19 protein-coding genes are annotated in these 16,447 nt (G+C 70.5%); 8 read left to right on the top strand and 11 right to left on the bottom strand.

All coding sequences use genetic code 11. The annotated features are described in order from the left end of the window. The first annotated feature begins 39 nt into the window (after positions 1-39). From ACWDD7_RS20370 to ACWDD7_RS20355, 4 genes are read left to right on the top strand one after another with little or no spacing between them, the layout of a single operon-like run. Entirely contained in the window at positions 40-840 is an 801-nt protein-coding gene (locus ACWDD7_RS20370) for an ABC transporter permease (RefSeq protein WP_450458340.1), read from the top strand. 49 nt (positions 841-889) lie between these two features. Next, on the top strand, positions 890-1,654 hold the full coding sequence (locus ACWDD7_RS20365; RefSeq protein ID WP_351868242.1) for an ABC transporter permease: 765 nt from the start codon (positions 890-892) through the stop codon (positions 1,652-1,654). 6 nt (positions 1,655-1,660) lie between these two features. After that, positions 1,661-2,623 carry an ABC transporter ATP-binding protein gene (locus ACWDD7_RS20360; RefSeq protein ID WP_351868228.1) on the top strand — a complete coding sequence of 321 codons (963 nt, stop codon included), beginning with the start codon at positions 1,661-1,663 and terminating at the stop codon, positions 2,621-2,623. Between the two features lie 9 nt (positions 2,624-2,632). Then, the gene (locus tag ACWDD7_RS20355) at positions 2,633-3,292 is read left to right on the top strand and encodes a DUF1707 SHOCT-like domain-containing protein (RefSeq protein WP_450458338.1); all 660 of its coding nucleotides are present in this window, start codon (positions 2,633-2,635) and stop codon (positions 3,290-3,292) included. Between the two features lie 22 nt (positions 3,293-3,314). On the opposite strand, the gene ACWDD7_RS20350 is transcribed toward ACWDD7_RS20355, so the two are convergent. The 3 genes from ACWDD7_RS20350 to ACWDD7_RS20340 form a co-directional block, all read right to left on the bottom strand. Then, positions 3,315-3,701: a hypothetical protein gene (locus ACWDD7_RS20350; protein WP_351868224.1), complete on the bottom strand. Its 387-nt coding sequence runs from the start codon at positions 3,699-3,701 to the stop codon at positions 3,315-3,317. Positions 3,702-3,789: 88 nt separating this feature from the next. After that, on the bottom strand, positions 3,790-4,527 hold the full coding sequence (gene rph, locus ACWDD7_RS20345; RefSeq protein ID WP_351868221.1) for a ribonuclease PH: 738 nt from the start codon (positions 4,525-4,527) through the stop codon (positions 3,790-3,792). A 79-nt stretch (positions 4,528-4,606) separates the two neighbouring features. After that, complete coding sequence (locus tag ACWDD7_RS20340; protein WP_351868219.1) at positions 4,607-4,840, bottom strand: PTS glucose/sucrose transporter subunit IIB; 234 nt, start codon at positions 4,838-4,840, stop codon at positions 4,607-4,609. 186 nt (positions 4,841-5,026) lie between these two features. On the opposite strand from ACWDD7_RS20340, the gene ACWDD7_RS20335 reads away from it, so the two are divergent. Continuing rightward, entirely contained in the window at positions 5,027-6,307 is a 1,281-nt protein-coding gene (locus ACWDD7_RS20335; protein WP_450458337.1) for a PTS transporter subunit EIIC, read from the top strand. 224 nt (positions 6,308-6,531) lie between these two features. Continuing rightward, positions 6,532-7,797: a PTS transporter subunit EIIC gene (locus ACWDD7_RS20330; protein ID WP_351868213.1), complete on the top strand. Its 1,266-nt coding sequence runs from the start codon at positions 6,532-6,534 to the stop codon at positions 7,795-7,797. 76 nt (positions 7,798-7,873) lie between these two features. Here ACWDD7_RS20330 and ACWDD7_RS20325 read toward each other — a convergent pair whose 3' ends face one another. Beyond that, the gene (locus ACWDD7_RS20325; RefSeq protein WP_450458336.1) at positions 7,874-8,626 is read right to left on the bottom strand and encodes an MBL fold metallo-hydrolase; all 753 of its coding nucleotides are present in this window, start codon (positions 8,624-8,626) and stop codon (positions 7,874-7,876) included. A 249-nt stretch (positions 8,627-8,875) separates the two neighbouring features. On the opposite strand from ACWDD7_RS20325, the gene ACWDD7_RS20320 reads away from it, so the two are divergent. Further along, complete coding sequence (locus ACWDD7_RS20320; RefSeq protein WP_450458335.1) at positions 8,876-9,340, top strand: type II toxin-antitoxin system PemK/MazF family toxin; 465 nt, start codon at positions 8,876-8,878, stop codon at positions 9,338-9,340. Positions 9,341-9,471: 131 nt separating this feature from the next. On the opposite strand, the gene ACWDD7_RS20315 is transcribed toward ACWDD7_RS20320, so the two are convergent. The 7 genes from ACWDD7_RS20315 to clpS all read right to left on the bottom strand — a co-directional run bounded on the left by ACWDD7_RS20315 (position 9,472) and on the right by clpS (position 14,961). Then, a complete protein-coding gene (locus tag ACWDD7_RS20315) occupies positions 9,472-9,909 on the bottom strand; it encodes a hypothetical protein (RefSeq protein WP_450458334.1) in 438 nt (145 codons plus the stop codon). Positions 9,910-10,257: 348 nt separating this feature from the next. Then, entirely contained in the window at positions 10,258-11,208 is a 951-nt protein-coding gene (locus ACWDD7_RS20310) for a PLP-dependent cysteine synthase family protein (RefSeq protein ID WP_450458332.1), read from the bottom strand. A 16-nt stretch (positions 11,209-11,224) separates the two neighbouring features. Further along, positions 11,225-11,503, bottom strand: coding sequence for a MoaD/ThiS family protein (locus ACWDD7_RS20305; RefSeq protein WP_285562329.1), 279 nt, complete (start codon positions 11,501-11,503; stop codon positions 11,225-11,227). 187 nt (positions 11,504-11,690) lie between these two features. Beyond that, a complete protein-coding gene (locus ACWDD7_RS20300; protein WP_351868196.1) occupies positions 11,691-12,113 on the bottom strand; it encodes a M67 family metallopeptidase in 423 nt (140 codons plus the stop codon). 149 nt (positions 12,114-12,262) lie between these two features. Further along, positions 12,263-13,696 (bottom strand): amino acid permease, encoded by a 1,434-nt coding sequence (locus tag ACWDD7_RS20295; protein WP_450458331.1) that lies wholly within the window; start codon positions 13,694-13,696, stop codon positions 12,263-12,265. Positions 13,697-14,024: 328 nt separating this feature from the next. Further along, positions 14,025-14,630: a DUF2017 domain-containing protein gene (locus tag ACWDD7_RS20290; protein WP_450458330.1), complete on the bottom strand. Its 606-nt coding sequence runs from the start codon at positions 14,628-14,630 to the stop codon at positions 14,025-14,027. A gap of 13 nt (positions 14,631-14,643) precedes the next feature. Then, positions 14,644-14,961, bottom strand: a complete 318-nt coding sequence (gene clpS / locus ACWDD7_RS20285; protein WP_351868189.1) for an ATP-dependent Clp protease adapter ClpS — start codon at positions 14,959-14,961, stop codon at positions 14,644-14,646. Positions 14,962-15,017: 56 nt separating this feature from the next. Here clpS and ACWDD7_RS20280 point away from each other — a divergent pair, with 56 nt between their 5' ends. Continuing rightward, a complete protein-coding gene (locus tag ACWDD7_RS20280; protein ID WP_351868187.1) occupies positions 15,018-16,370 on the top strand; it encodes a nicotinate phosphoribosyltransferase in 1,353 nt (450 codons plus the stop codon). Positions 16,371-16,447 lie beyond the last annotated feature (77 nt).

Genomic DNA, 16,447 nt, shown 5'->3' with positions numbered 1-16,447 from the left:
TGCGCTTCGGTGTCGAGCGGTCCGAGGAGGTCGACTGACGTGGGCGCGGGACGGTTGTACGCCACCGTCGCGTTAGGGGGATTCAGACGGTACGCGACGTATAAGGCCGCCACTGCGGCAGGGGTCTTCACCAACACGGTCTTCGGGCTGATCCTCGTCTACACCTACAAGGCCCTGTGGGATCTGAAACCGCATCTGGGGGGATACGACCAGGCGCAGGCCATCACCTATGTGTGGCTGGGCCAGGCCTTCCTGTCGACGCTCGCGATCAGCGGCGGGGGCGTCGAGGACGAGTTGATGGAACGCATCCGTACGGGGGACGTGGCGATCGATCTGTACCGGCCCGCCGACCTCCAGCTGTGGTGGCTGGCCGCGGACCTGGGCCGGGCGTTCTTCCAGCTGCTGGGGCGGGGCGTGCTGCCGTTCGTCTTCGGCGCGCTGGTCTTCCCGGCGTACCTGCCCACGGACGCCGGCACCTGGGCCGCGTTCCTCGTCGCCGTGCTGCTGGCGATGCTGGTCGGCTTCGGCATCCGGTACCTGGTGGCGCTGAGCACGTTCTGGATGCTGGACGGCACCGGGATGGGCCAGATGACGTGGCTGCTCGGCTACTTCTGCTCGGGGATGCTGCTGCCGCTGAACGTGTTCCCGGGCGGGCTCGGCACCGTCGTACGCGCCCTGCCCTGGTCCTCGCTGCTCCAGGCACCCGCGGGCATCCTGCTCGGGCACGGGCACCCGCTGCGCACGTACCTGTTCCAGGGCGCGTGGGCCGTGGTGCTGCTCGGGGCCGGGCGGCTGCTGCAGTCGGCGGCGACGCGGCGGGTGGTGGTGCAGGGTGGCTGAGCGCGGGCGGCTCGTGGAGGGCGCCCGGGTGTACGGGCTGATCGCCGGGATGTGGATCCGGTCGACCATGGCGTACCGGGCGTCGTTCGTCATGACCACGTTCGGGAGCTTCACGGCGACCTTCTTCGACTTCGTCGCGATCATGCTGATGTTCTCCCGGGTGCGCGCCCTCGGTGGCTGGTCGCTGCCCGAAGTGGCGTTCCTGTACGGCCTGTCGGCGGTCTCCTTCGGCCTGGCGGACCTGGTGATCGGTTCGATGGACCGGCTGGGGCGGCGGCTGCGGGACGGCACGCTGGACGCGCTGCTGGTGCGGCCCGCGCCGATACTGGCGCAGGTGGCGGCCGACCGGTTCGCGCTGCGGCGCCTCGGCCGGGTGACCCAGGGCTCGCTGGTGCTGGGCTGGGCACTGAGCCGGCTGGACGTCGAGTGGACGGCGGGCAGGCTGCTGCTGATGCCGCTCACGCTGCTCGGCGGCTGCGGGATCTTCTGCGCGGTGTTCGTGGCGGGCGCGGCCTTCCAGTTCGTGGCGCAGGACGCGGCCGAGGTGCAGAACGCGTTCACGTACGGCGGTACGACGCTGTTGCAGTACCCGCCGTCGGTGTTCGCGAAGGAGCTGGTGCGCGGGGTCACCTTCCTGTTGCCGCTGGCCTTCGTCAACTGGCTGCCCGCGAGCTACATCCTCGGGCGGCCCTATCCGCTGGACCTGCCGGGCCCGCTGGCCTGGGCGACCCCGCTGGTGGCGGCGGCCTGCTGCGCGCTGGCCGGGCTGGCCTGGCGGGCGGGACTTCGTTCGTACCGGAGCACAGGGAGCTAGGACCTCATGGACGACTTCATCGCGCTGGACAAGGTGGAGAAGGTCTTCTCGGTGCGCCGAAAGACCGGTTTCCTCAGGCGGGAGCGGCACGAGGTGCGGGCGGTCGACTCGCTGTCGTTCACCGTGGCGCGCGGGGAGATGGTGGGCTACATCGGGCCGAACGGCGCCGGGAAGTCGACCACGATCAAGATGCTGACCGGCATCCTGACACCGAGCGGCGGCCGGCTGCGGGTCGCGGGGATCGACCCCTCGCGGGAGCGCTCGCGGCTCGCGCGACGCATCGGGGTGGTGTTCGGGCAGCGCACCACCCTGTGGTGGGACCTGCCGCTGATCGACTCCTACCGGCTCGCCCACCGCATGTACCGCATCCCGGACGCCCGTTACCGGCAGAACCTGGACCGACTCGTCGAACTCCTCGAACTGCGCACCCTGTTGGACACCCCGGTGCGCCAGCTCTCCCTGGGCCAGCGGATGCGCGGGGACATCGCGGCGGCGCTGCTGCACGAACCGGAGGTGCTGTACCTGGACGAGCCGACGATCGGCCTGGACGTGGTGTCGAAGGCCAAGGTGCGGGGGTTCCTACGGGAGTTGAACACCGCGAGCGGCACGACCGTGCTGCTGACCACCCACGACCTCCAGGACATCGAGCAGCTGTGCTCGCGGGTGATGGTGATCGACCACGGGCGCCTGATGTACGACGGTCCGCTCACCGGGCTGCACGAGGCCGGGGAGAGCGAGCGGACCCTGGTGGTGGACCTGGAGCGGGAGTTGCCGCCGGTCCGGGTGCCGTCGGCGCGGGTGGTGCGGGTGGAGGGGCCCCGGCAGTGGCTGGCGTTCCCGGCCGGGCAGTCGGCGGCGCCGGTGGTCGCGCATCTCGCGGCGGAGTACCCGCTGGTGGACCTGTCGGTGCGGGAGCCGGACATCGAGGCCGTCATCGCGAAGATGTACGCGGAGAAGGCGGTCTCGTAGGCTGCTGCCATGACCGACGACGCACGTCCGGAACTGCGCGCCTCCGATGCCGACCGGGAACGGGTCGCCGAGGTGCTGCGGGACGCCCTCGCCGAGGGGCGTCTCGACATGGGCGAGTTCGAGGAGCGGCTGGAGGCGACGTACCGGGCGCGTACGTACGGCGAGCTGGCCCCGATCACCCGGGATCTGCCCACCGGCACCGCCCCGGCGTCGGTCTCCTTCACCAAGGAACCGGTACCGGACGGCAGTTGGTCCTCCCGCATCGTCGGCGGCGAGGGCTCCTCCGGCGGTGGCGTCGCCATCCTGTCCGGTTTCGAGCGCAAGGGCCGCTGGACCATGCCCAAGCGCTTCAACTGCCTCGCCCTGCTGGGCGGCGCCGACATCGACCTGCGCGACGCGGACTTCGCCGACCGCGAGGTGGAGATCAACGTCGTGGCCGTCATGGGCGGCGTGCAGGTGACCGTGCCGCCGGGCGTCGAGGTGGTCGTGCGCGGCGTCGGCGTCATGGGCGCGTTCGAGCACCCGAGGGACGAGGGTCTGTCCGAGCCGGGCGCCCCGAGGGTGGTCATCGGGGGGTTCGCGTTCTGGGGCGGCGTGGGCGTGAGCCGCAAGGCGGGCAGGCGCTCCCTGAAGCGCGCCCCGCAGGAGCGGGGGGAACTGCTCGACTAGCCGCCGGGAGGTCGCGGCCGCACTACGTGGTGCACACCTTCGTCAGCTCCCCCGCCGCGTCCGTCACCGGTCCGACGTCCGGCGTGCGATCGCCCTCGCGGATGGCCGTGCGAACGTTCCCCACGGCCTTGTCGAGATCGTCGACCGCCTTGTTGACGTCGGCGTCGTCCGTCCTGTCCCCGATCTTCTTCAGGTCGCCCTCGATGGCGTCGAGCGCGGAATCGGCCTGCCCCGGATCATGGGCGGCGTTCTCCACGGCCTGCTGGAGATCCGTGACGCTGTCGGCGATGGTGTCCGCGGTATGGACGCAGTCCATCGCCTTGTGCACGGTGCCGCAGCCCCCGACGAGGCCGGCGGTGAGCGCGGCGGTCGCCACGATGACGGCGAGACGGCCTCGGCTGGCGGCCATGGTGATGATCCCCTCCCCTGATGTCCCTCTGCTGCGTAGAGGTAGGACGCGGGGAGGGGCCACCGGGTTGCCCGCTCCCGCTCGGCCGCTACGACGCGAGCGCGGCCTCCAGGGCCGCCCGCTGGTGCGCGGCCAGCGCGTCGCAGCCGCTGACCGCCAGGTCGAGCAGCGCGTTCAGCTCGTCGCGGGCGAACGGCTCCGCCTCCGCCGTGCCCTGGACCTCGACGAAGCGGCCGTCGCCGGTGCAGACGACGTTCATGTCGGTCTCGGCGCGCACGTCCTCCTCGTAGCAGAGGTCGAGCAGCGGGACGCCGCCGACGATGCCGACGGAGACCGCGCTCACCGTGCCGGTCAGCGGCTGCCGGCCGGCCTTGATCAGCTTCTTGCCCTGCGCCCACGCGACGGCGTCGGCGAGGGCGACGTACGCGCCGGTGATGGCCGCCGTGCGGGTGCCGCCGTCGGCCTGGAGGACGTCGCAGTCGAGGACGATGGTGTTCTCGCCGAGCGCCTTGTAGTCGATGACGGCCCGCAGGGAGCGGCCGATGAGGCGGGAGATCTCGTGGGTACGGCCGCCGATGCGGCCCTTGACGGACTCGCGGTCGCCGCGGGTGTTGGTGGCGCGGGGCAGCATGGAGTACTCCGCGGTGACCCACCCTTCGCCGCTGCCCTTGCGCCAGCGCGGGACGCCCTCGGTGACGGAGGCGGTGCAGAAGACCTTGGTGTCGCCGAAGGAGACGAGGACGGAGCCCTCGGCGTGCTTGCTCCATCCGCGTTCGATGGTGACCGGGCGGAGCTGTTCGGGGGTACGGCCGTCGATGCGAGACATGGCATGGAGCCTAGCCGTAGACACGGAAGGGGCTCCTCCCGCCTCGGGAGGAGCCCCTGTTCGTGAGTCCGGGGGGACGTCACATCATGTCCTCGATCTCCGCGGCGATCGGGTCGGCGTCGGTGCCGATGACGACCTGGACGGCGGTGCCCATCTTGACGACGCCGTGGGCGCCGGCGGCCTTCAGGGCGGTCTCGTTCACCAGCGAGGGGTCGGACACCTCGGTGCGCAGGCGGGTGATGCAGCCCTCGATCTCCTCGATGTTGTCGATCCCGCCGAGGCCGGCGACGATCTTCTCAGCCTTGGTGGCCATGTTGCTTCTCCCCTGATCCGAACCGCTTTGTCGCAGTAACCCACAGTTGGCCCATCTTCGCGAGCGGTCATGCCGTCCGTGCCGAATGATGGCGATCACGACAGCGGAACCGTCCGGGCAACTGGTCTACACCAGCGGAGCGGCGGTCGCCAAACCGCGTCCGAGTCGAGTGGCCGGAGGACGCTCATGAGCGAGGGGAGCGTGGCGCGGGAGCGCTGGGGCCGGCTGTTCCAGGGGTTGCAGAAGATGGGGCGCAGCCTTCAGTTGCCGATCGCGGTGCTGCCCGCCGCGGGTCTGCTGATCGGGCTCGGGCAGCCGGGGGTCGTGGGCGCGGGCGGGCTCGGCTGGACGACGGTCGCGAAGGTGATGCGGGGTGCGGGCGGCGCGCTGCTGGACGGCTCGCTGGGGCTGCCGCTGCTGTTCTGCGTGGGCGTGGCGATCGGCATGGCGAAGAAGGCCGACGGCTCGACGGCGCTCGCGGCGGTGGCGGGGTTCCTCGTCTACTACGGGGTGCTGCACCAGTTCCCGCAGGACTGCCCGGGCGGTTCGACGGTGCTGCCGGGGGTGGGCTGCCGGGCGGGGGACGGCACGGTGGCGGCGTTCACCTTCCAGAACCCGGGGGTCTTCGGCGGGATCGTGATGGGTCTGCTGGCCGCGTTCCTGTGGGCGCGGTTCCACCGCACGAGGCTGGTGGACTGGCTGGGCTTCTTCAACGGCCGCCGGCTGGTGCCGATCCTCATGGCCTTCGTGGCCATCCTGTTCGCGGCGCTGTGCCTGTGGATCTGGCCGCCGATCGGTGCGGGGCTGGAGAGTTTCAGCGGCTGGCTGCACGCGGCGGGGGCGTGGGGGGCGGGGCTGTTCGGCGTCACGAACCGGGCGCTGCTGGTGGTGGGCCTGCACCAGTTCCTGAACGTGCCCCTCTGGTTCCAGTTCGGCAGTTACCGGCAGCCGGACGGGACCGTGGTGCACGGGGACATCAGCATGTTCCTGGCGGGGGACCCGCACGCGGGGCAGTTCACCTCGGGCTTCTTCCCGATCATGATGTTCGCGCTGCCCGCGGCGGCGCTGGCGATCACGCACTGCGCCAAGCCGCACCGGCGCAAGGAGGTCGGCGGGCTGATGCTGTCCGTCGCGCTGACGTCGTTCGTCACGGGAATCACCGAGCCGATCGAGTACTCGTTCCTCTTCATCGCGCCGGCCCTGTACGCGATCCACGCGGTGCTCACCGGCGTCTCCATGGCGGTGACCTGGACGCTCGGTGTGCACGACGGCTTCAGCTTCTCGGCGGGCCTGATCGACTACGTCATCAACTGGCACCTGGCCACCAGGCCCTGGCTGATCATCCCCATCGGCCTGTGCTTCGCCGCCGTCTACTACGCCGTCTTCCGCTTCGCCATCACCGCCTTCGACCTCAAGACCCCCGGCAGGGAACCGGAGGAGCAGGTCGAGGACGTGACCGAGGCCTGAGGACGGCCCGGGGCGGCGCGACGGCCCGAAGCGGCCGCGGTCGGTACGGTGCGTAGCCCCGCGGTAGCGGATCTCACGGTTCCTCGCGGCACGTTCATCGTGCTACAACAGGTCTACACCACTGCTGGTGTAGACCAGAGACGCCGCCGTCCCCTTCCATGGTTCCCGGGCGGCGCCTTGCCCCTTTCCCGGCCTTCGGCCGGGGGGACCCCCAGGAGGAACACGTGACCACGGCGACCGCCGCTCCCGCGGCCGAGAAGAAGAAGGGCGCCGGCGCGATGGCGGTGCTGCAGCGCATCGGCCGCAGCCTGATGCTGCCGGTGGCGGTGCTGCCGGCGGCCGCCCTCCTGGTCCGCCTCGGCAACGACGACATGCTGGGCCGCCCGGACTTCCCGGCGTTCCTGACGAAGATCGCGTCCTTCATGGCGGCGGGCGGCAACGCCATCCTCGACAACATGGCTCTGCTGTTCGCGGTGGGCATCGCGATCGGCTACGCGAAGAAGTCGGACGGCTCGACGGCGCTCGCCGCGGTGGTCGGCTACCTGGTCTTCAAGAACGTCCTGGGCACGTTCACCGACAAGAACCTGCCGAAGGTGGCCACCGCCGTCGACGGCAAGGTCGTCATGGTGGACGCCGCGGTGGACGCCAAGGTCCTCGGCGGCGTGGTGATGGGCATAGTCGTGGCGCTGCTGTACCAGCGCTTCCACCGCACCAAACTGCCCGACTGGGCGGGCTTCTTCGGCGGCCGCCGGCTGGTGCCGATCCTGTCCGCCTTCGCCGGTCTGCTGATCGGCATCGTCTTCGGCTACATCTGGCCGGTCCTCGGCACGGGTCTGCACAGCTTCGGCGAGTGGCTGGTCGGGTCGGGCGCGATCGGCGCGGGCATCTTCGGTGTCGCCAACCGTGCGCTGATCCCGATCGGCATGCACCACCTGCTGAACTCCTTCCCCTGGTTCCAGGCGGGCGAATACCACGGCAAGAGCGGCGACATCGCACGCTTCCTCGCCGGCGACCCGCACGCGGGCCAGTTCATGACCGGTTTCTTCCCGATCATGATGTTCGCCCTGCCTGCCGCCTGCCTCGCCATCGTGCACTGCGCCCGCCCCGAGCGCCGCAAGGCCGTCGGCGGCATGATGTTCTCCCTGGCCCTGACGTCCTTCGTCACCGGCGTCACGGAGCCCATCGAGTTCACGTTCATGTTCATCGCGCCGGCCCTGTACGCGATCCACGCGGTCCTCACCGGTGTCTCCATGGCGCTGACCTGGGCGCTGGGCATGAAGGACGGTTTCGGCTTCTCGGCCGGCGCGGTCGACTTCGGCCTGAACCTCGGTATCGCGACCAACCCCTGGGGCCTGGTCCTGGTCGGCCTGTGCTTCGCGGCGGTCTACTACGTCGTCTTCCGCTTCGCCATCACCAGGTTCGACCTGCCCACCCCGGGCCGCGAGTCCGACGAGGAACTCGCCGAGCTGCGGAAGGCGGAGGCCAAGTAGGGCCACTGCCTGCGCGAAGGCCCCGGAACCTCGATGGTTCCGGGGCCTTCGTCCGCGTTTCGAGCCGTGCCGGGCCTCAGATCTCGTACACCGCGCCCCGCGCCGCCAGCTCCACCGGCCCCCCGAACGCCTCACGGGCGTCGCGGAGGTTGACCTGGGGGTCGGTCCACGGGGCGATGTGGGTGAGGACGAGGCGGCGGGCGGCGGCGCGGGTGGCGGTTTCGCCGGCCTCGCGTCCGTTGAGGTGGAGATCGGGGATGTCTTCCTTGCCGTGCGTGAACGCGGCCTCGCACAGGAACAGATCGGCGTCCCGGGCCAGCTCGTCCAGCGCGGGGGTGACGCCCGTGTCCCCGGAGTACACGAGGGACCTGCCCTCGTGCTCCAGCCGGATGCCGTACGCCTCCACGGGGTGGCGGACCCGGTCGGTGTGCACCGTGAAGGGGCCGATCTCGAACGTGGCCGGCTTGACGGTGCGGAAGTCGAAGACCTCGCTCATCGAGGAGGCGGAGGGGGTGTCGCCGTGCGCCGTGGTCAGTCGGTGCTCGGTGTGCTCGGGGCCGTAGACCGGCAATGCCTCGCAGCGGCCGCCGTCGTGACGGTAGTAGCGCGCGACGAAATACCCGAGCATGTCGATGCAGTGATCGGCGTGCAGATGGCTGAGGAAGATCGCGTCGAGGTCGTAGAGACCGCAGTGGCGCTGCAGCTCGCCCAGGGCGCCGTTGCCCATGTCGAGAAGCAGCCGGAAGCCGTCGGCCTCGACGAGGTAGCTCGAACAGGCCGATTCCGCGGACGGGAACGACCCCGAGCAGCCGACGACGGTGAGCTTCATGAAGCAGAAACCTCCGTAGGCGAAGACGGGTGGGCGGAGGGTCCTCGAACGAGTAAGGACCCTCGGGAAAAGGGCTGACGGGGGTCGTGCGGTCTGTCGAGCCTACGGCGCCTTCGCGTGGGCCGCTCCTCTGCCAGGGGCCGTTGTGGGCGAACTCACCTGTGCTGTCACCGGTTCGGCTGGCCCTTGGGGCGTACGGGATCCGCCCAAGGGCGCGCGCCCCGCGCCGCGCGCCGGTAACGTCGTCGTATGGACACGTCCTGGTGGCTGGCGTTCGCGGCGGTGGTGCTGCTCGCACTGGTCGCCACGGTCATCGACGGCTGGGGGCGCGGCCGTCGGCCGGGCGGACGCCGGCTGCGGCCACCGGGCCGGGCGGGCACCCGGCAGACGCGGGCGCGCGGCGGGCGCCCGTCGCCGGGGGACATCTGGTGGGCGAACGTGTCCTATGAGGACCGTGCGGAGATGAAGGACCGGCCCTGTCTGGTGCTGGCCGTGCGGGGCGACCGGGCCACGGTCGCGAAGATCACCACGAAGTACCACGACGAGCGCGCCGGGGTGATCCCGCTGCCGCCCGGCGCGGTCGGTGACGCGCGGGGCCGCCCGAGCTTCCTGCGGACCGACGAGCTGCGCGAGGTGCCGGTGGGCGACTTCCACCGCCGGGTGGGGGTGGTCGACCCGGTCCTGTGGGACCAGGTGCGCCACCTCGCCCGCTAGCTCCGACAACCCCCCGTTCAACGGCAGTTGAGGCGGTTTCGCCGATTATGACGGCTTCGGTGTTTCCGGCGCTTTCGTCATTTCCGCCGTTCCCGCCGTTTCCGCCGTTTCCGCCGTTTCCGCCGTTTCCGTCAGCTCTTCACGGTCACGGTGACCGTCCACTCCTGGATGCCCTTGCAGGACATCTGCCCGGGGGCGGTGGCGCACAGGGGGCGGGAGGACGTGAGCTTCCCGGTGCCGACGGCCTTCGCGTGGAAGGCGGCCTCGGCGTTGCCCGGCCGGATGACGAAGCCGGAGTTGATCGCCTCAAGCGCGCCACCGGTGACGGTGACCGGCTTCCAGGGGCGGTCCTTCGTACCGCCGAGGCTGATCCGCACCTCTCCGCCCTTGGCCAGGCAGACGGTGCGACCGCTGTCGGCGGCCGTCAGCCGCACCTGGTTCATGCACACCGGGGCCCGACCCCCCGGGGCCGAAGAGACCTTCTGGCTCGCGGTGGAGCTGGTGTGGGTGCCGCAGCCCGCGAGGAGCAGGGGGGTGGCCGCGAGAGCGAGGAGTGTCGTACGGCGCATGGGGGGGACCGCCTTTCTGCGGGGCCGCCGGTTGGCCCGCCTGGTACGGATGGGACGTACCGCGGCCGCGAACGGATCCCGCCGGCCGGCGGGGGACCGGCCGGAGAACGGATCGATCCCGCACGCGACGGCTGCCGCGTGCGGGATCGCAGGAGGTTCGGGTGGTGCGGGTGATCAGCTGGTGGTCCAGCCCGTGTTGCCCGACTCGAAGCCCGGGTTGGCCAGCAGCTGCGACGAGGAGCAGCCGCCGCTGGTGCCCGCGGTCCAGGTGAAGGAGGTCCGCAGGAACGGCTTAGCCCCCTCGTGAGAGGGGGCTGGCGAGCGTTTGGAACGGGGCTCGGCCGAGAACTAGGCCCAGAGCTGGCCCTGGAGCGTGTCGATGGCCGCCTCCGTGGTGGGAGCCGTGTAGACGCCCGTGGAGAGGTACTTCCAGCCGCCGTCGGCCACGACGAAGGCGATGTCGGCGGTCTCCCCCGCCTTGACGGCCTTCCTGCCGACACCGATCGCGGCGTGGAGGGCGGCGCCGGTGGAGATGCCCGCGAAGATGCCCTCCTGCTGGAGGAGTTCGCGGGTGCGGGTGACCGCGTCCGCGGAGCCCACCGAGAAGCGGGTGGTGAGGACGGAGGCGTCGTACAGCTCGGGGACGAAGCCCTCGTCCAGGTTGCGCAGGCCGTAGACCAGGTCGTCGTAGCGCGGCTCGGCGGCCACGATCTTGACGTCCGGCTTGTGCTCGCGGAGGTAGCGGCCGACGCCCATCAGGGTGCCGGTGGTGCCGAGGCCCGCGACGAAGTGGGTGATCGAGGGCAGGTCCGCGAGGATCTCCGGGCCGGTGGTGGCGTAGTGCGCGCCCGCGTTGTCCGGGTTGCCGTACTGGTAGAGCATCACCCAGTCGGGGTGCTCGGCCGACAGCTCCTTGGCGACGCGCACCGCGGTGTTGGAGCCGCCCGCGGCGGGCGAGGAGATGATCTCCGCGCCCCACATGCCGAGCAGGTCCCGGCGCTCCTGGGAGGTGTTCTCCGGCATCACGCACACCATCCGGTAGCCCTTGAGCTTGGCCGCCATGGCGAGGGAGATGCCGGTGTTGCCGGAGGTCGGCTCCAGGATGGTGCAGCCCGGGGTGAGCCGGCCGTCCTTCTCCGCCTGCTCGATCATGTGCAGCGCGGGCCGGTCCTTGACCGAGCCGGTGGGGTTGCGGTCCTCCAGCTTGGCCCAGATGCGGACCTCGGGGGAGGGCGACAGCTGCGGCAGGCGCACCAGGGGCGTGTTGCCCACCGCGGCGAGGGGGGAGTCGTAGCGCATGCTGCTCAGCGACCGATCAGCGCATGCCGCCGGCGACGGCCGGCAGGATCGTGACGTTGTCCCCGTCGGACAGCTTGGTGTTGATGCCGTCCAGGAAGCGGACGTCCTCGTCGTTCAGGTAGACGTTGACGAAGCGGCGCAGCTGGTCGCCGTCCACGATGCGGGCCTGGATGCCCGCGTGCCGGCTCTCCAGGTCGGCGAACAGCTCGGCGAGGGTGTTCCCGCTGCCCTCCACGGCCTTCTGGCCGTCGGTGTACGTGCGGAGGATGGTCGGGATGCGGACCTCGATGGCCATGGTTGCGGGCTCCTGTCGGAAAGGGTCTTCGGGGGCTGCGGGCTCGGTACGTCAGCCGAGGGGCGCACCGCTTCAGAGGCCGAGGGCGCGCACCACAGTCGTAACCATGGACTCATCGTATCGATTCCCGGTCCACGGACCGGAAGGTGATCCCATCTGGCGGACGATTCCGGGCCGGATGCTGAGATCAGTAGGTTTCGACGACCCGGACCTCCTCCTCGGTGACCTCTCCGTCCACGATCCGGAAGGAGCGGAACTGGAAGTCGCCGAGGCCGTCGGTGTCGGCCGTGGAGACCAGGACGTAGTGCGCGCCCGGCTCGTTGGCGTAGGAGATGTCGGTGCGCGAGGGGTAGGCCTCGGTCGCGGTGTGCGAGTGGTAGATGACCACCGGCTCCTCGTCGCGGTCGTCCAGTTCGCGGTAGAGCTTGAGCAGATCGCCCGAGTCGAACTCGTAGAAGGTCGGCGACATGGCCGCGTTCAGCATCGCGACGAACCGCTCGGGGCGGTCCGAACCGGCCGGACCCGCGACGACGCCGCACGCCTCGTCGGGGTGGTCCTTGCGGGCGTGGTCGACGATCTGGTCGTACAGGGCCTGGGTGATGGTCAGCATGGTCGCCAGGATAAGCACAGGGCCGCCTCGTACCGAGGCGTGGTACGAGGCGGCCCACATGCTGGACGTCCTGAGCGGCGGTCGCCGGGGGCGCCACGAGTGCTCCCGACGGCCGGACGTCCCGGGAGGGATGGCCCGCGGTGGTGGCGTCAGCGCTTGGCGAAGGCCGCGGCCTCCGGGTTGCGGCGCCTGAGCACCGCGTAGGAGACGCCGAGGATCAGACCCCACAGCGGCGCGCAGTACAGCGAGACCCGGGCGTCCTTGTCGATGCCCATCAGCACGATCACCATGCCGATGAACAGCAGGGCGAGGACGCTGGCGTACGGGGCACCGGGGGCCCGGAACTCCGAGCTGGGCAGGTCGCCGCGGTCGGACGCCCTGCGGTAGCGGATGTGGCAGACCAGGATGACGATCCACGCCCACATGCCGGAGATGGTCGCGAAGGAGACGACGTAGTCGAACGCCTTGCCCGGCCACTGGTAGTTGATCCAGACACCGACGAGCATCAGCGCGGCGGAGAACGTGGTGCCGACGAGCGGGGTACCGCTGGGTGTCAGCTTGGTGAACAGCTTGGGGCCCTGGCTGTTGAGCGCCAGGTCACGCAGCATGCGGCCGGTGGAGTACATGCCGGAGTTGCAGGACGACAGCGCGGCCGTCAGGACCACGAAGTTGACGATGCCGGCGCCGACCGACAGGCCCATCTTCTGGAAGGCGGCCACGAAGGGGCTCACCCCCGCGTGGAACTCGGTCCACGGCACCACCGACAGGATCATGATCAGCGCGCCGACGTAGAAGACGGCGATCCGCCACGGCACGGTGTTGATCGCCTTGGGCAGCACCTTCCTGGGGTCCTTGGACTCGCCCGCGGTCACCCCGACCAGCTCGACGGCGAGGAAGGCGAACATGACCATCTGGAGCGTCATCAGGGTGCCGCCGACGCCGTGCGGGAAGAAGCCGCCCTCGTTCCACAGATGGCCGACCGAGGCGGTCTTGCCGGCGTCGGAGAAGCCGATCGTCAGGATGCCCGCGCAGATCAGGATCATGCCGATGATCGCGGTCACCTTGACCATGGAGAACCAGAACTCCAGCTCGCCGAAGAGCTTCACGGAGATCAGGTTCGCGGCGTAGAGCACGACCGTGAAGATCAGCGCCGACGCCCATTGCGGAATGTCGAACCAGTACGTCATGTACGCGGCCGCGGCGGTGACCTCGGTGATGCCGGTGACCACCCAGAACAGCCAGTACGTCCAGCCGGTGACGAAGCCCGCGAAGGGGCCGATGAACTCGCGCGCGTACTCCGAGAACGAGCCGGAGACCGGGCGGTACATCAGCAGCTCGCCGAGCGCGCGCATGATGAAGAAGATGACGAGGCCCGCGATGGCGTACGCCAGGATCAGGCTGGGGCCCGCCTTGGAGATGCCCTTGCCCGCGCCGAGGAACAGACCGGTGCCGATGGCACCGCCGATGGCGATCATCTGGATCTGGCGGGAGCCGAGCCCGCGCTGGTAACCCTCGCCCTCGCCGCCCTCCGCCGGCCGCGTCTCCGCGCCGTCGGAACGCTGGTCGACCTGCGCTGAGGTCATGGTGGTGCGCCTTTCTCCATTCCGATCCCGGCCTTTCGTCGGCCGCGGACCGGGTCTCGAATCCCCCCGGATTGATGGAGTTGATGCCTGGCCGACGGTCGTCGGCTCGGTGGCGCACCCGGCGGAACATGGGTGGTGTTCGCCGGGCGGTCGTGAAGATTTATCACGACCGCAATATCGATCGCGGGAAGAGATTGTGGCGCGCTTCACAGGGAAAAGCGGACAAAGAGCGAGTGAATGCGGCAAACCCGGCCGCAACGGTGACGGGATCGTTATCCGGATTTGAGCGTCCGCTGAGCGGACGCCGAACTCGCCGGATTCCCGGGAATTACGACATAAGGGTCGACACCAGTGTCTCCTGGAGGCCGCCCAGCCACAGGTACGCCATCACCATCGGCTTGCGCGGGTCCTCGTCCGGGAGCCCGTAGAGCAGCTCGGTGTCCTCGTCATGGGTGATCTCCAGGCGGGAGCCGATCGCGAGCCGCAGGTCGTTGAGCGTGCCGAGCCAGCGCCGGGACTCCTCCGGGGACAGCTTCAGCACCGCGCCGGCGGCGTCCACCGGGGCGAGGGCGTCGAGGCTGCGGATCACCGCGAGCGCGTTCTCCCGCTTCCCGGCCCTGAGGTCGTTCTCCGTGAAGCGGCGGAACTCGGCGGAGTGGGCGCGCCGCTCCTCGGCCTGGGCGGGCGAGTCCGGGGCCTTCCCCGGGTCGCTGTACGCGTCCGGGAACAGCCGGCGCAGCACCGGGTCCGCGGGCGGCTCGCTCGGCCCCTCCGCGAACAGCTCCGCGAGCGGGTCGCCGGAGGCGTCCCCGCCGGGGCCCGGCCCGATCAGCTCCAGGAGCTGGACGGCGAGCGAGCGGATGATGGAGATCTCGACGTCGTCGAGCGCGACGGCCGCGCCGCCGCCGGGGAGCGGTTCGAATTGTCCGGGCATGTAAGTGGGTTCGCTACTTCCGGTCCTGCTGCAGGGTGGCCCACAGACCGTAGCCGTGCATCGCCTGCACGTCGCGTTCCATCTCCTCGCGGGTCCCGCTGGAGACGACCGCCCGGCCCTTGTGGTGGACGTCGAGCATGAGCTTGGTGGCCTTGTCCTTCGGGTAGCCGAAGTACGTCTGGAAGACGTACGTCACATAGCTCATGAGGTTGACCGGGTCGTTGTGCACGATGGTGACCCAGGGGACGTCGGGTTCGGGTACGGCGAAGACCTCCTCCGCCGACTCGGTGCGTTCGATCTCTACGGGCGCGGGTGACGTCACAGTGCCCATGCTGCCACGCACCCCGGAAATCGTCACACTGACGAATAGGGGGTACCATCCTCGCCATGAACACAGCGGACCTTGGGCTGCCGGTGGACGTTCCCTCGACGGCGCTCTTCACGGACCAGTACGAGCTGACCATGCTGCAGGCCGCGCTGAAGGCCGGTACGGCCGAGCGCCGCAGCGTGTTCGAGGTCTTCACCCGGCGGCTGCCCGACGGGCGCCGCTACGGCGTGGTCGCGGGTACCGGACGCGTCCTGGACGCGGTGGAGAACTTCCGTTTCGACGAGAACCTCCTCCGTTTCCTGCGCGAGCAGCGGATCGTCGACGAGGAGACCCTCGCGTGGCTCGCCGACTACCGCTTCACCGGGGACATCTGGGGCTACCCCGAGGGCGAGGTGTACTTCCCCGGCTCCCCGATCCTGCGCGTGGAGGGCAGCTTCGCCGAGTGCGTGCTGCTGGAGACGGTGATCCTCTCCATCCTCAACCACGACTCGGCCATCGCGGCCGCCGCCTCCCGGATGGCCTCCGCCGCCGGTGACCGCCCGCTGATCGAGATGGGCGCCCGCCGCACGCACGAGCTGGCGGCCGTCGCCGCCGCCCGCGCCGCCTACGTCGGCGGCTTCGCCACCACCTCCGACCTCGCGGCCGGCTTCCGCTACGGCATCCCGACCGTCGGCACGTCCGCGCACGCCTTCACCCTGCTGCACGACCACGAGCGGGACGCCTTCCAGGCCCAGGTGGACACCCTGGGCCCCGGCACCACGCTGCTGGTGGACACCTACGACGTCGCCGAGGCGGTCCGTACGGCGGTGGAGGTGGCCGGGCCCGAGCTGGGCGCGGTGCGCATCGACTCCGGCGATCTGCTCCTGGTCGCGCACCGGGTCCGACAGCAGCTGGACGAGCTGGGCGCGACCCGCACCAAGATCGTGGTCACCTCCGACCTGGACGAGTACGCCATCGCCTCGCTGGCCGTCGCGCCGGTGGACGCCTACGGCGTCGGGACCCAGCTGGTCACCGGCTCCGGGCACCCGACCGCGTCCATGGTCTACAAGCTGGTCGCGCGCGCGGAGACCGCCGAGCCGGGGGCGCCCCTGGTGCCGGTGGCGAAGAAGTCCAGCGGCGGCAAGGCGTCCGTGGGCGGCCGCAAGTGGGCGGCGCGCCGGCTGGACGCGGACGGGGTGGCCGAGGCGGAGGTCGTGGGCACCGGTCCGGTGCCGGCGGAGCTGGCGGACCGGCAACTGCTGGTACGGCTGGTCGACGGCGGCCGGGTGGTGGCCCGCGAGCCGCTGGACGTGCCCCGGGACCGGCACATCGCCGCCCGGGCGAACCTCCCCCTCTCCGCGACGCAGCTGTCGCGGGGGGAACCGGTGCTTCCGACGGAGTACGTCCACGAGCGCTCGGGCAGCCGGAGCTGAACCGCCGTCCGCCGCCCCCTCCCCTACGGGCCGTCGAGTCTCTAGGCTCGGATACTTCACCACCAGTCGAAGGACAA

The organism is Streptomyces sp. NPDC001056 (assembly GCF_053598955.1).
The sequence above is the reverse complement of the archived record's forward strand: the minus strand, read 5'-3'. Positions and strand labels throughout refer to the sequence as shown.